Annotated in this window: 11 protein-coding genes and 1 tRNA gene; 1 reads left to right on the top strand and 11 read right to left on the bottom strand. The window is 70.7% G+C overall.

What is annotated here, in order from left to right; all coding sequences use genetic code 11:
- Position 1: 1 nt before the first annotated feature.
- From ABH940_RS27190 to ABH940_RS27140, 11 genes are all read right to left on the bottom strand, one after another.
- A complete protein-coding gene (locus tag ABH940_RS27190) occupies positions 2–649 on the bottom strand; it encodes an L-threonylcarbamoyladenylate synthase (RefSeq protein WP_370060884.1) in 648 nt (215 codons plus the stop codon).
- 15 nt (positions 650–664) lie between these two features.
- Positions 665–1,531, bottom strand: coding sequence for a peptide chain release factor N(5)-glutamine methyltransferase (prmC, locus tag ABH940_RS27185; protein ID WP_370060885.1), 867 nt, complete (start codon positions 1,529–1,531; stop codon positions 665–667).
- Positions 1,532–1,605: 74 nt separating this feature from the next.
- On the bottom strand, positions 1,606–2,679 hold the full coding sequence (gene prfA / locus ABH940_RS27180; RefSeq protein WP_370060886.1) for a peptide chain release factor 1: 1,074 nt from the start codon (positions 2,677–2,679) through the stop codon (positions 1,606–1,608).
- A gap of 122 nt (positions 2,680–2,801) precedes the next feature.
- The gene (gene rpmE, locus ABH940_RS27175; protein ID WP_370060887.1) at positions 2,802–3,026 is read right to left on the bottom strand and encodes a 50S ribosomal protein L31; all 225 of its coding nucleotides are present in this window, start codon (positions 3,024–3,026) and stop codon (positions 2,802–2,804) included.
- Positions 3,027–3,270: 244 nt separating this feature from the next.
- On the bottom strand, positions 3,271–5,403 hold the full coding sequence (rho, locus tag ABH940_RS27170; protein ID WP_370060888.1) for a transcription termination factor Rho: 2,133 nt from the start codon (positions 5,401–5,403) through the stop codon (positions 3,271–3,273).
- A gap of 561 nt (positions 5,404–5,964) precedes the next feature.
- Positions 5,965–6,912: a homoserine kinase gene (gene thrB, locus ABH940_RS27165; RefSeq protein WP_370060889.1), complete on the bottom strand. Its 948-nt coding sequence runs from the start codon at positions 6,910–6,912 to the stop codon at positions 5,965–5,967.
- Between the two features lie 311 nt (positions 6,913–7,223).
- Positions 7,224–8,300 carry a threonine synthase gene (thrC, locus tag ABH940_RS27160; protein WP_370060890.1) on the bottom strand — a complete coding sequence of 359 codons (1,077 nt, stop codon included), beginning with the start codon at positions 8,298–8,300 and terminating at the stop codon, positions 7,224–7,226.
- Between the two features lie 6 nt (positions 8,301–8,306).
- Complete coding sequence (locus ABH940_RS27155) at positions 8,307–9,602, bottom strand: homoserine dehydrogenase (RefSeq protein WP_370060891.1); 1,296 nt, start codon at positions 9,600–9,602, stop codon at positions 8,307–8,309.
- Between the two features lie 229 nt (positions 9,603–9,831).
- Positions 9,832–11,229, bottom strand: coding sequence for a diaminopimelate decarboxylase (gene lysA / locus ABH940_RS27150; RefSeq protein ID WP_370106430.1), 1,398 nt, complete (start codon positions 11,227–11,229; stop codon positions 9,832–9,834).
- A gap of 151 nt (positions 11,230–11,380) precedes the next feature.
- The gene (gene argS / locus ABH940_RS27145) at positions 11,381–13,078 is read right to left on the bottom strand and encodes an arginine--tRNA ligase (RefSeq protein ID WP_370106429.1); all 1,698 of its coding nucleotides are present in this window, start codon (positions 13,076–13,078) and stop codon (positions 11,381–11,383) included.
- A gap of 135 nt (positions 13,079–13,213) precedes the next feature.
- Positions 13,214–13,693, bottom strand: a complete 480-nt coding sequence (locus tag ABH940_RS27140) for a response regulator (protein ID WP_370060894.1) — start codon at positions 13,691–13,693, stop codon at positions 13,214–13,216.
- A 141-nt stretch (positions 13,694–13,834) separates the two neighbouring features.
- On the opposite strand from ABH940_RS27140, the gene ABH940_RS27135 reads away from it, so the two are divergent.
- Positions 13,835–13,906, top strand: a tRNA-Arg gene (locus ABH940_RS27135).
- Positions 13,907–14,026: the final 120 nt, after the last annotated feature.

Genomic DNA, 14,026 nt, shown 5'->3' with positions numbered 1-14,026 from the left:
GTCAACTCCCGGCCTCCAGGTCGGGTACGACCTCCCGGAGCTGCTCCAGCGACACCGCGCCCGCGCGCCGCAGCACGGGGACCTTGCCGGTCACGTCGACGATGGACGACGGGACCGCGTGGTCCGCACGGCCCCCGTCGAGGTAGACCGAGACGCTCTGGCCGAGCTGCTCCTGGGCGGCGTCGCAGGTCGCCGGGGACGGGCCGCCGGTCAGGTTGGCGCTGGAGACGGCCAGCGGGCCGGTGGTGTTGAGCAGTTCGATGGCGACCGGGTGCAGCGGCATCCGGACCGCGACCGTGCCGCGGGTCTCGCCGAGGTCCCAGCGCAGCGACGGCTGGTGACGGGCGACCAGGGTGAGCCCGCCCGGCCAGAACGCGTCGACCAGCTCCCACGCCGATTCGGAGAAGTCGGTGACCAGCCCGTGCAGCGTGGTCGGCGAGCCGACCAGGACGGGGCTGGGCATGCTCCGGCCGCGGCCCTTGGCGGCCAGCAGCTCGCCCACGGCGTCCGCGGAGAAGGCGTCGGCGGCCAGGCCGTAGACGGTGTCGGTGGGGATGACCACCAGCTCGCCCCGGCGGATCGCGGAGGCGGACTCGCGCAGACCGGCGGCACGCTCGGTCGCGTCGGCGCAGTCGTAACGACGACTCATCGGTGGAATCCCTTCCTAGAGGACGGCGCGGCGCGCGGTGGCGAAGCGGGGGCGGTTGTTCAGGTCGCGGTGGTCGGCGGCGTCGGTCCAGCCCGCCTCCTCGCGGAAGATCCACGGCACCAGACCGCCCTGCGTGTCCGCGTGCTCGACGACGACCACTCCCCCGGGCCGCAGCAGCCGCGCGGCCACGCGCTCGATGCCGCGGATGGTGTCGAGACCGTCCTCGCCGGAGAAGAGTGCCATCTCGGGGTCGTGGTCGCGAGCCTCCGGCGCGACGTATTCCCACTCGGTCAGCGGGATGTACGGCGGGTTGCTGATGACCAGGTCGAACTGGCCGCTCAGCTCGGGCCGGTCGACGAACGCCTTGGTCGCGTCGCCGCGGATCAGCTCGATCCGGGACGCGTCCGGACTGGCGTCGACGTTGCGGCGGGCCCACGCGTAGGCGTCGTCGGACATCTCCACGGCGTGGACCCGGCTGCGCGGCACCTCCTGGGCCAGAGCCAGCGCGATTGCGCCCGAGCCGGTGCAGAGGTCGACCACCAGCGGCTCGGCCACGTCCATGTCGCGCAGGGCGTCTATCGCCCAGCCGACCACCGACTCGGTCTCCGGACGCGGCACGAAGACCCCGGGGCCGACCTGGAGCTCCAGGTAGCGGAAGAACGCCCGCCCGGTGATGTGCTGCAGCGGCTCGCGCGCCTCGCGACGGGAGACGGCCTCCCAGTAACGGGCGTCGAAGTCGGCGTCCTTGACGGCGTGCAGCTCACCGCGCTTGACGTCGTGGACGAAGGCCGCGAGCTCCTCCGCGTCGAAACGCGGCGAGGGCACGCCTGCGGCAGCCAGCCGCTGGGTGGCCTGGGCCACCTCGGCGAGGAGGAGGTTCACGTGCGTGCCTCTCTTGCGGTCCTTCGGGTTCTACTCGCTGCGCCGGCGGCGGAGCGCCGGTGCGGCCGACGGGCTCAGGTCGCCTCGGCGAGCCGCGTGGCGGCGTCCTGGTCGACGGCGGACTGGATCACCGGGTCGAGCTCGCCGCCGAGCACCTGGTCCAAGTTGTACGCCTTGTAACCGGTGCGGTGGTCGGAGATCCGGTTCTCCGGGAAGTTGTAGGTGCGGATCCGCTCCGAGCGGTCCACCGAGCGGACCTGGCTCCGGCGGGCGTCGCTGGCCTCACGGTCCGCCTCCTCCTGCGCCGCCGCCAGCAGACGGGAGCGGAGGATCCGCATGGCCTGCTCCTTGTTCTGGAGCTGGCTCTTCTCGTTCTGGCAGGACGCGACGATACCGGTCGGCAGGTGCGTGATGCGCACGGCGGAGTCGGTGGTGTTGACCGACTGGCCACCCGGACCGGACGAGCGGTACACGTCGATGCGCAGGTCGTTCGCGTTGACCTCGACCTCGACCTCCTCGGCCTCCGGCGTGACCAGCACGCCCGCGGCGGAGGTGTGGATCCGGCCCTGCGACTCGGTGGCCGGCACGCGCTGCACGCGGTGCACACCGCCCTCGTACTTCAGCCGCGCCCAGACGCCCTGGCCGGGCTCGGGGTTGCCACCGCGGTACTTCACCGCGACCTGGACGTCCTTGTAGCCGCCGAGGTCCGACTCGTTGGCGTCGATGATCTCGGTCTTCCAGCCCTGCTTCTCGGCGTAGCGCAGGTACATGCGCAGCAGGTCTCCCGCGAAGAGCGCGGACTCCTCGCCGCCCTCACCCGCCTTGACCTCCAGCAGCACGTCCTTGTCGTCGCTCGGGTCACGCGGCACCAGCAGCATCCGCAGGCGCTCGGTGAGCACCTCGCGCTGCGCCTCAAGGGCCTTGATCTCGGCGTAGAACTCCGGGTCCGCCTCGGCGAGCTCGCGGGCGGTCTCGATGTCCTCGCCGGTCTGACGCCACTCGCGGTAGACCTTGGTGATCGGCGTCAGCTCGGCGTAGCGCTTCGTCAACTGACGCGCGGCGGCCGGGTCGGCGTGCACGGCCGGATCGGCAAGACGCTCCTCAAGCGTCGCGTGCTCGTTGAGGAGCTCCTCGACTGCCTCGAACATGGGAGCTGGGCCTTCTTCCGCAAGTGGGATGGAACCGGTGAAACCTTCTCGTCAACGCGAACGGCGCCGACCAGGGCGCACCCGGGAAACCACGGGTACGCCCGGCCGGCGCCGAAAGGCCGCTACTGCTGCTTGGCGGCGTGCTTCTTGCCGAAGCGGGCCTCGAAGCGGGCCACGCGGCCACCGGTGTCCATGATCTTCTGCTTGCCGGTGTAGAACGGGTGGCAGGCGGAGCAGACCTCGGCGCGGATGACGCCGGACTGCTCAGTGCTGCGCGTGGTGAACTCGTTGCCGCAGGTGCAGGTGACCTGGGTGACCACGTAGGTGGGGTGGATCTCGGCCTTCAAGGGATGCTCCTATGTTCTGGGAGGGCACCGGGTCGTGCGGCGGGCTGCCGCGCGTGAACCGGGACCGACGTACCAGTCTGCCAGGGACTGCCGTCATGCTCCAAAACGGGGTTCGGGCCACGGATATTCCGGGGCCCGGAGTTGCGCCCCCGGACCGTGCGACCGGCCCCCGTGCCTGAGGAAAAGCCCGCGACCCCGGGCCCTTTCGGGCCCGGGGTCGCAGTGCTGAGCGCGGAGCGTCGGGTCAGTCGTCCTGGCCCGGGGTCGTCTTCGCGATCTGCATGAGGAACTCGGCGTTGCTCTTGGTCTGCTTCATCTTGTCCAGCAGCAGCTCGATCGCCTGCTGCGAGTCGAGCGCGTGCAGCACCCGGCGCAGCTTCCAGACGATCCGCAGCTCGTCCGGCGACATGAGGATCTCTTCCTTACGCGTGCCGGACGGGTCCACGTCCACCGCGGGGAAGATGCGCTTGTCGGCGAGCTTCCGGTCGAGCTTGAGCTCCATGTTGCCGGTGCCCTTGAACTCCTCGAAGATCACCTCGTCCATGCGCGAGCCGGTCTCGACCAGCGCGGTGGCCAGGATGGTCAGCGAGCCGCCGTTCTCGATGTTGCGCGCGGCGCCGAAGAACTTCTTCGGCGGGTAGAGCGCGGTCGAGTCGACACCACCGGACAGGATGCGGCCGGAGGCCGGCGCCGCCAGGTTGTAGGCGCGGCCCAGGCGGGTGATGGAGTCCAGCAGCACGACCACGTCGTGGCCCAGCTCCACCAGACGCTTGGCGCGCTCGATCGCGAGCTCGGCGACGGTGGTGTGGTCCTCGGCGGGACGGTCGAAGGTCGAGGAGATGACCTCGCCCTTGACCGAGCGCTGCATGTCCGTGACCTCTTCCGGACGCTCGTCGACGAGGACGACCATCAGGTGGGTCTCGGGGTTGTTGTGGGTGATCGCGTTGGCGATCGCCTGCATGATCATCGTCTTGCCGGTCTTCGGCGGCGCGACGATCAGACCACGCTGGCCCTTACCGATGGGTGCGACCAGGTCGATGATGCGGGTGGTCAGCACGCCCGGGTCGGTCTCCAGGCGGAGCCGGTCCTGCGGGTACAGGGGCGTCAACTTGTTGAACTCAGGCCGGTTGCGGCCGGGTTCCGGGTCCGTGCCGTTGACCGAGTCGAGGCGGACCAACGCGTTGAACTTCTCGCGGCGCTCGCCGTCCTTCGGCTGGCGGACGGCGCCGGTGATGGCGTCACCCTTGCGCAGACCGTTCTTGCGCACCTGGGCCAGCGAGACGTAGACGTCGTTCGGACCGGCGAGGTAGCCCGAGGTCCGGACGAAGGCGTAGTTGTCCAGGATGTCCAGGATGCCGGCGACCGGGATCAGGACGTCGTCCTCGCCGACCTGCGGCTCGGCCGGACCTTCGTAACCACGGTCACGGCCACGGCGGTTGCGGTCGCGGTAGCGGCCACGGCGCCGACCGCCGAACTCGTCGTCCTCGAAGTCGGTGTCCTTCTGGCCGCCCTGGCGACCCTGCTGACGGCCACCTTCCTGGCCGCCCTGGCCACCCTGCTGACGGCCCTGACGGTTGCCGTCCTGGCCCTGCTGGGGCTGGCCGCCGTCGGTGCCCTGCTGCTCACGGCGGTCGCGACGGCTACGGCGCTCGCGACGGCCCTCACGGCCCTCGCCGCGGTCACCGCGGTCGGCACGGTCACCGCGCTCGCCGCGCTCACGGGTCTCGGTCCCGGTCGCAGCCTGAGCCGACTGGGCGGACTCGGCGGCGGCCGGAGCCTGCGCCTGAGCCGGCGCGGCCTGGGCGGAGGCCTGCGCGGCCTCGGTCGCGACACCGGTCGCGGCGGCGGCCGGGGCGCCCTCGGGCGAACCCGCCGGAGCGGTGGCACGACGGCTGCGACGCGCCGGACGCTCCGCGGTGGTGGGCGCAGCGGTGGCGCCGACCGTGGCGGGCGCGCTCTCGGCCTTGCTCTGCACCGGGATCTCGATCTGCTGCTCGGCGGGCGCGGCAGCGGCGGCGCGGGACCGCGTCGTGCGGCGGGCCGGGGCGGCGGGCGCGGTCTCGGTGGCGTCGTCGGCAGCCGGCGTGGCAGCGGCGGCGGAGCGTGAGGAGGCACGCTTCGCGGCGGGAGCCGCGGCGGAGGCGGCGAGCAGCGGGTCGCCGCCGCTCTTCTCCTTGATGGCATCGATCAACTGGCTCTTGCGCATCCGGCCGGTGCCGCTGATGCCGAGGCCGGAGGCGAGCTGCTGCAGCTCGGCGAGCACCATGCTGTTCAGCCCGGTGCCCGTGGTCCGACGGCGCTTCGGCGCGGGGGCCGTGCCGGCGTCCGACGCGTCAGCGTCCGGGCGCGCGCCCATCAGATCGGTGGTGTCGCTCACGAAGGGTCCTTCCCTGGAGCGGACGTCGGCCTTTCTGGCTCGGCGACCGGTCGTGCTGTCCGCCCTGTGGTCTTTTGGCAGGGCGTGGCTGCGATAAAACGATGGAACCCACTGCGTACGTGCGATGTGTCAGTGTCAATGGCGCTGCGCACGAACGCGTCCGGGCCCCCTGCGCGTGTACGGCTCCGGCTCCAGGCCCCTGCTCGGAGGCGGTTCTTTAGCCGACACGGCGTCGGGATGCGGTCACAATGGCGCAGGCAGGCTGCGTACGCGATGTGGCGGGCTCCCGGAGAATTGCTGTCCCAACGGTGGGGACGCCGCGCACCCGGCCCCGCAGGGCCCCTGGTGCTGACATGAGATTAACACTACTGGACCCAACAAACATTCCCCCACTCTGCGAGTGTCAATCGTGTCCCCACTTTCCCGACGTATTCCCGGCACCGCCGTTCGCAGATCCGCCCCGACCTGTGGATCCTGTGGAGATCTGCCTGTGGAGATCTGCCCCGTGGAGATCTGCCCCGTGGAGATCCCTGGGCAGATCTCCAGGTGCGGATCGACGTGTCATTGCGACAACGGCAGTACCGCGGCTCCCTCGGTGTCCAGCGCCAGCCGGTGCGCGGCCCAGCCCTCGCCCGCGAAACCGAGCACCTTCTCGGCCGTGGACGCGTCCGTCAGGGCCAGCACCGTCGGTCCGGCACCGGAGATCACGGCGGCGATTCCCTCCGCACGCAGGCCCGCGACCAGCGCGGCGCTCTGCGGCATCGCCGGAGTGCGGTAGTCCTGGTGCAGCCGATCCTCGGTCGCGGGGAGCAGCAGCTCCGGACGCCGGGTGATGGCCTCCACCAGCAGCGCGGCGCGGCCGACGTTGGCGGCGGCGTCGGCGTGCGGGACGGTCCCGGGCAGCAGACCACGTGCGACCTCGGTCAGCACCGGGTCCCCGGGAATGAAGACCACGGGAACGACCTCGCGGTTCGGCGTGAGGGTGACCGCGTGCGCGCCCGAGCCGGGCGTCGGCGTCCCCTCGCCGTCGAAGTCGTCGGTCCAGGCGATGGTGAAGCCGCCGAGCAGACAGGCGGCGACGTTGTCGGGGTGACCCTCGATCTCCGAGGCCAGCGCGAGCGTCGCGGCGTCGTCGAGGGCGTCGGTTCCGCCGACGGTCACCGCACGCGCGGCCATGATGCCGGCGCAGATGGCGGCGGAGGAGGAGCCGAGTCCGCGTCCGTGCGGAATGCGGTTGGCGCAGACGACTTCGAGACCGCGCGGCTGTCCGCCCAGCCGGTCGAAGGTGGCGCGCATCGCGCGGACGACGAGGTGGCGCTCGTCGCGGGCCAGCGTGTCCGCGCCCTCACCGGCGATGTCGACATGCAGACCCGCGTCGGCGACGCGCACGACGAGGTCGTCGTAGAGGCCGAGGGCGAGGCCGAAGGAGTCGAAGCCAGGCCCGAGATTGGCGCTGGTCGCGGGAACCCGCACCCGTACTGCGGCGGCGCGGAAGGCGGGGCCTGCCATTGCGTGGACTCTCCTGCGGGAGTGGGTACGACGAAACCCGATGCAAGCGTGCAAATCAGTGCATGCGCTTGGGGTATGACGCCAGGGTAGCGAAAAGGGGCTGTTCAGCGGTACACCTCGACACGAGGTGTGTCTCCTGTCCGGACGGCGAACCAGGCGGATGCTCAGGGGCGCGGGGCCCTGCTGACGTGCGGCCCTGCTGACGTGCGGCGCTGCTGACGTGCGGCTCCGCCGCAGGGGCGCGGGGCTCCGCCGCGTATCGGCACAGCCCCGCGCCCCGGACGGTGCGGCTCCCTGCGGGAGCGAAGCACTCAGGCCAGACCGAGACGCTCCGCCGCTGCCGCGGCGTCGATCGGGACGACCGTCGGCTGGGGCGCGCCAGCGACCGCCCAGTCGGGGTCCTTGAGGCCGTTGCCGGTGACCGTGCAGACGATCCGCTGGCCCGGGTCGATCAGGCCCTGCTCGTGGGCCTGGAGCAGACCCGCGACCGACGCCGCCGAGGCCGGCTCCACGAAGACGCCCTCGCGGGAGGCCAACAGCCGGTAGGCGGAGAGGATCTGTCGGTCCGTCACCTTGTCGATAAGGCCGCCCGACTCGTCGCGTGCGGCGATCGCGTAGTCCCACGAGGCCGGGTTGCCGATGCGGATCGCGGTGGCGATCGTCTGCGGCTTGAGGACCGGCGCGCCGTCCACGATCGGGGCGGAGCCGGACGCCTGGAAGCCGAACATGCGCGGCGTCCTCGTCGCCATGCCGTCCGCCGCGTACTCGCGGTAGCCCTTCCAGTAGGCGGTGATGTTGCCCGCGTTGCCGACCGGCAGCACGTGGATGTCGGGGGCGTCACCCAGCATGTCGACGATCTCGAACGCGGCCGTCTTCTGGCCCTCGATCCGGACCGGGTTGACCGAGTTGACCAGCGCCACCGGGTACTTGTCGGACAGGTCGCGCGCCAGCGTCAGGCAGTCGTCGAAGTTGCCGTCCACCTGGAGGATCTTCGCGCCGTGGACCAGCGCCTGGCCCATCTTGCCCAGCGCGATCTTGCCCTGCGGCACCAGCACCGCGCAGACCATCCCCGCCCGGACCGCGTACGCCGCCGCGGACGCCGAGGTGTTGCCGGTGGACGCGCAGATGACCGCCTGCGCGCCCGCCTCCTTGGCCTTGGAGATGGCCATGGTCATGCCGCGGTCCTTGAAGGACCCGGTCGGGTTGGCACCCTCGACCTTGAGGTAGACCTCGCAGCCCGTGCGCTCGGAGAGCAGCTGGGCCGGGACGAGCGGTGTGCCGCCCTCGAGCAGCGTCACCACGGGCGTTGCGGCGGTGACCGGGAGCCGGTCGCGGTACTCCTCGATGAGGCCGCGCCACTGAGGGGTGTGCTGGAGGGTGGTGCTCATATCGGGTTACTCCCCTTCGACACGCATGATGCTGGCCACGCCACGGACGTGGTCATGAGTGCGCAGTTCGGCGACGGTGGCGGACAGCGCGGCGTCAGTGGCGCGGTGCGTCACGACGACAAGCGAGGCATCGCCGTCCCGGCCCTGCTGGCGGACGGTGTCGATGGACACCCCGTGCTCGGCGAAGACCGTGGCGACCTGGGCGAGGACACCTGCCTTGTCGGCGACGTCCAGACTGACGTGGTAGCGGGTGACCACGTCGTCCATGGGGTTGACGGTGAGCTGAGCGTACGCGCTCTCGCCCGGTCCCGTCGCACCGCCCACCTTGTTGCGGCAGACCGCGACCAGGTCGCCGAGCACGGCGGACGCGGTCGGCGCGCCGCCGGCGCCGGGGCCGTAGAACATCAGCTGACCGGCCGCGTCCGCCTCGACGAAGACGGCGTTGTAGGCGCCGCGCACGGAGGCCAGCGGGTGGCTGAGCGGGATCATCGCCGGGTGGACGCGGGCGGTGACCGACTCCTCGCCGTTCTCGTCCTTGGAGCGCTCGCAGATGGCGAGCAGTTTCACCACGCAGCCCATCGCCTTGGCGGAGGCGATGTCGGCGGCGGTGACCTCGGTGATGCCCTCACGGAAGACGTCGCCGGCGGTGACCCGGGTGTGGAAGGCGATACCGGCCAGGATCGCGGCCTTGGCGGCGGCGTCGAAGCCCTCGACGTCGGCGGTCGGGTCGGCCTCGGCGTAGCCGAGCGCGGTGGCCTCCTCCAGCGCCTCGGAGTAGCCGGCACCGGTGCTGTCCATCTTGTCCATGATGAAGTTGGTGGTGCCGTTGACGATGCCCAGCACCCGGTTGACCTTGTCACCGGCCAGGGACTCGCGCAGCGGGCGGATCAGCGGGATCGCACCGGCCACGGCGGCCTCGTAGTACAGGTCCGCGCCGGCCTTGGCCGCGGCGGCGTGCAGGGCGGCTCCGTCGGCGGCGAGCAGCGCCTTGTTGGCGGAGACGACGGACGCGCCGTTCTCGAATGCCGAGACGATCAGTGAACGCGCCGGCTCGATACCGCCGATCACCTCGATCACGACGTCGATGTCGCCGCGCTTGACCAGCGCCTCGGCGTCGGTGGTGATCAGGTGCTCCGGCACGCCCGGACGGGCGCGTCCGGCCCGGCGTACGGCCACGCCTGCGAGCTCCACGGGCACCCCGATGCGCGCCTCCAGATCGGCGGCGTGCGTCGTCATGATGCGCGCCACCTCGGAGCCCACTACTCCACAACCGAGGAGCGCCACCTTGAGCGTACGCATCATCCGACTCCGTTCTGCACGGGTTTGACCACTGGGGAACGTGCTGTTCTGTACGTATATCTGTACGTGTGTGTTGTGCTGTTCTGTCTCAAGTCTCGGCGACCGGGCCGCCGATTTTTCTGTTGTTCCACGGACTGAGACGCAAATTCCGCTGGTCGATACCGGACGGCAGCAAATCCTCTCGCCACTGCCGGGAGCTCCTTGCTGACCAGGCCGTTTCTCAGCCCGCCTCTCAGCCCACGTCGAGGCGGAGCAGGTCCTCCTCCGTCTCGCGGCGGACGATGACCCGGGCCTGGCCGTCGCGGACCGCGACCACCGGGGGCTTGAGCGCGTGGTTGTAGTTGCTGGCCATCGACCGGCAGTACGCGCCCGTGGCGGGCACGGCCAGCAGGTCGCCGGGGGCCAGGTCGTCGGGCAGGAACGCGTCGCGGACCACGATGTCGCCGGACTCGCAGTGCTTGCCGACCACGCGGCTCAGCATCGGCTCCGCGTCCGAGGCGCGGGAGACCAGCGCCACGCTGTAGTCGGCGTCGTAGAGCGCGGTACGGATGTTGTCCGACATGCCGCCGTCGACGCTGACGTAGGTGCGCAGGCCCCCGAGCGGCTTGATCGTGCCGACCTCGTAGAGCGTGAACGCCGTCGGGCCGACGATCGCGCGGCCCGGCTCGACCGACAGACGCGGGATGGCCAGGCCCTCGGCGGCGCACTCGCGGCGGACGATCCCGGTCAGCGCGGTGGCGATCTCCTGCGGCTCGCGCGGATCGTCCTCGCTGGTGTAGGCGATACCGAGACCGCCGCCGAGGTCGATCTCGGGCAGCTCGACACCGTGCTCGTGCTTGACCTCGGCCAGCAGGCCGACCACGCGGCGGGCCGCGACCTCGAACCCGGCCATGTCGAAGATCTGCGAGCCGATGTGCGAGTGGATGCCGACCAGCTCGACGCCGTCCAGCGTCAGCGCCCGGCGCACCGCCTCGGCGGCCTGACCGCCGGTCAGGGAGAAGCCGAACTTCTGGTCCTCGTGCGCGGTGGCGATGAACTCGTGGGTGTGCGCCTCGACGCCGACGGTGACCCGGAGCAGGATCTTCTGCCGCACGCCTTGCTGGTCGGCGGCCCAGGCCAGCCGGACCAGCTCCTCGAAGGAGTCCACGACCACGTGCCCGATCCCGGACTTGACCGCGTGCTCCAGCTCGGCGCGGGTCTTGTTGTTGCCGTGGAAGGCGATCCGCTCCGGCGGCATGCCGGCGGAGAGCGCGACGGTCAGCTCACCGCCGCTGCAGACGTCGACGCTGAGGCCCTCCTCGTGCAGCCAGCGGACCACGGCGCGGGAGAGGAAGGCCTTGCCCGCGTAGTAGACGTCCGCGTCCAGGTGCGAGAAGGCCTGCTGCCAGGCGCGGCAGCGGGACCGGAAGTCCTCCTCGTCGAGGATGTAGGCGGGGGTGCCGAACTGCTCGGCCAGCGCCCGGACGTCCAGCCCGGCGACGGTCACCGCGCCGGTGGCCTCGTCACGGGTGACGGTCTTGGACCAGACCTTCGGGTCCAGCAGGTTGAGGTCGGCGGGCGGCGCGGCGTAGTGGCCCTCGGGCAGCACGTCGCCATGACGGGGTCCGGCCGGGTGGGCGGAACGGCTCATTGCTTCGGTTCTCCCTGCTGTTCTGCTGCTGTGCTTGCGCGCTCCACAACTGCTGTTGGTTACTCGTCGGTCACCGACTGCCGTGGGGCCCACTTGCGCGAGGGGCCCGAAACCGTCGTCCGGGTTGACGGTTTCGGGCCCCTCGCGCGGATTACATGCGTTCGGGGGCGGAGACGCCCAACAACCCGAGACCGTTGGCGATGACCGTTCGTGTGGCCTCCGCCAGCCAGAGCCTGGCGCGCGTCAGGTCGGTGACCTCCTCGTCACCACGCGGCAGGATCCGGCAGTTGTCGTAGAAGCGGTGGTAGTCGCGGGCCAGCTCCTCCAGGTAGCGGGCGACGCGGTGCGGCTCCCGCAGCTCGCCGGCGGAGGCCAGCACACCGGGGAACTCGCCGAGACGGCCGAGGAGTTGGTTCTCCCATTCGGTCGCAAGCAGCTCCGGCCGGAAGTCCTCCGCCGCGCCCTTGTCGATGCCCAGCTCGGCCGCGTTGCGCGCGACCGAGGACATCCGGGCGTGGGCGTACTGGACGTAGAAGACCGGGTTCTCGTTCGACTGGCTGGTGAGCACGTCGATGTCGAGGGTGAGCGTCGAGTCGGTGGGGACGCGGGCCAGCGAGTAGCGGGCGGCGTCCACGCCGATCCAGTCGACGACGTCGTCGATGGTGATGATGTTGCCGGCGCGCTTGGACATGCGAACTTCCTCGCCGTCCTTGAGCATCTTCACGAACTGCCCGATCAGCACCTCGATGTTGTGCGACGGGTCGTCACCGGCGCAGGCCGCGATGGCCTTGAGGCGGTTGACGTAGCCGTGGTGGTCGGCGCCGAGCATGTAGACGGTGACGTCGTTGCCGCGGTCGCGCTTGTTCAGGTAGTACGCGGCGTCGGAGGCGAAGTAGGTGGTGTCGCCGTCCGCCTTGATCAGGACGCGGTCCTTGTCGTCACCGAAGTCGGTGGTCCGCAGCCAGACCGCACCGTCCTTGTCGAAGACGTGGCCCTGCTCGCGGAGCCGGTCGACGGCCTTCTCGACGGCGCCGGAGTCGTGCAGCGACTTCTCGGAGAACCAGACGTCGAAGTGGGCGCCGAACTCGGCCATGGAGCGCTGGATCTCGGCGACCATCAGGCGCAGGCCCTCGGTGCGGAACTTCTGCAGTTGCTCGTCCTCGGCATCGCCGTTGGGCTCGGCGTTGGAGTCGCCCTTGGAGAGGTCGAGGATGCCCGGGTTCTCCTTGACGATCTCCGCGGCGATGTCGTTGATGTACTCGCCGACGTAGCCGTCCTCGGGCACCGGACGGCCGTTGGCGGCGGCCTGCAGCGACGTGCCGAACTTGGAGATCTGCACGCCGGCGTCGTTGATGTAGTACTCGGTGGTCACGTCCGCGCCGCAGGCGCGCAGGATGCGCGCGAGCGAGTCGCCGACGGCCGCCCAGCGGACACCGCCGATGTGGATCGGGCCGGTGGGGTTAGCGGAGACGAACTCCAGGTTGATCTTCAGCCCGCCGAAGGCATCCCCGTGGCCGTAGTGCGCGCCCTCGGTGACGATGGTGCGGGCCAGCTCGCCCTGGGTGGCGGCGTCGAGGGTGACGTTCATGAAGCCCGGACCGGCGATGTCGATCTTCGCAATCCCGGGCAGCTCTCGGAGCCTGGCGGCGACCAGCTCGGCCACCTGTCGCGGCGGCTTGCCGGCGGCCTTGGCCAACTGGAGCGCGACGTTGGTGGCGTAGTCGCCGTGGTCGCGGTTCTTGGGCCGCTCGACGGTCACCGTCTCGGGGACGGCGACGGTCATCTCGCCCGCCTCGACGGCGGCGCGGACGGCATCCTGGACTGCCTGGGAAAGCTCTGCGGGTGTCACGGGGCAAGCCTAGGCGAGAGGCGGGCCTTCCCTGGCATCAGTTCTGCCGAGTGAGACACCGCGTCCACCCGGCGAGCGGGATCCGGCGGTCGCTGCGCATCCACCTGCGCTTGCGATCCGGCCCGGAACGTTCGCTCACAGCGAACGACGCGCCCGCCCGACACCGGTCCGGCCGCCCGCCGCTCCGCCACCGCCGAGCACCTGCGCTCCGCCGGCCGCGCCGCGACGACCGCGGCGCTCCTGGCCGCAGGCCAACCGCCGCACCAGGGAGACCAGTTCCATGGGCTCGAATGGCTTGGCGAGATAGCCGTCGACGCCGGCGGACTCCCCGCGCTCCAGGTCCAGCTGCGTACAGGCACTGACGATCGCTATCCGCAGATGGCTCGTCCGCGGATCGGCCCGCAGCCGCGCCGCCGTCCGCAGACCGTCCAGACGGGGCATCACCACGTCCAGCGTGATCACATCCGGCTGCACCGCATGCACCACGTCCAGACACTCGGCCCCGTCCACGGCGGTCACCACCTGAAAGCCCTCGAGCTCCAGATTGACCCTGATCAGCTGGCGGATCACCGCGCTGTCGTCGACAACCAGCACCCGCCCCGACTCGCCTGACACATCACTGAGGGTATGCGGAGGAACCACACTCCGTCTCCGTTTTGGGGACTTCCGCCGGAACTGGTTACGTCCCCTTCCGAAAACCACGTGCACGAGCAGGCGGTCTGGACTGGTAGTGTTCTCCACGTCGCAAGACAGTGCGCCCCCGTAGCTCAGGGGATAGAGCACCGCCCTCCGGAGGCGGGTGCGTAGGTTCGAATCCTACCGGGGGCACTCCGTGCATCCGTCAGTGGTTCGCCATGACGGGCAGGTTGGCCGTGATCGGGTGTGGACAGTTTGATGTCCACACCCCGTTTTGCATGCCGTTAGCGCCAGCTCCCCCCTGAGCGGGCC

Origin of the sequence: Streptacidiphilus sp. BW17 (genome assembly GCF_041262485.1) — a bacterium.
Lineage (GTDB): Bacteria > Actinomycetota > Actinomycetes > Streptomycetales > Streptomycetaceae > Streptacidiphilus.
The sequence above is the reverse complement of the archived record's forward strand: the minus strand, read 5'-3'. Positions and strand labels throughout refer to the sequence as shown.

Bases quoted from the DNA above. Each gene is read 5' to 3' on its own strand.
- ABH940_RS27190 (WP_370060884.1), bottom strand. From the start codon at position 649: ATGAGTCGTCGTTACGACTGCGCCGACGCGACCGAGCGTGCCGCCGGT.
- prfA (WP_370060886.1), bottom strand. From the start codon at position 2,679: ATGTTCGAGGCAGTCGAGGAGCTCCTCAACGAGCACGCGACGCTTGAG.
- thrB (WP_370060889.1), bottom strand. From the start codon at position 6,912: ATGGCAGGCCCCGCCTTCCGCGCCGCCGCAGTACGGGTGCGGGTTCCC.
- thrC (WP_370060890.1), bottom strand. From the start codon at position 8,300: ATGAGCACCACCCTCCAGCACACCCCTCAGTGGCGCGGCCTCATCGAG.
- ABH940_RS27155 (WP_370060891.1), bottom strand. From the start codon at position 9,602: ATGATGCGTACGCTCAAGGTGGCGCTCCTCGGTTGTGGAGTAGTGGGC.
- lysA (WP_370106430.1), bottom strand. From the start codon at position 11,229: ATGAGCCGTTCCGCCCACCCGGCCGGACCCCGTCATGGCGACGTGCTG.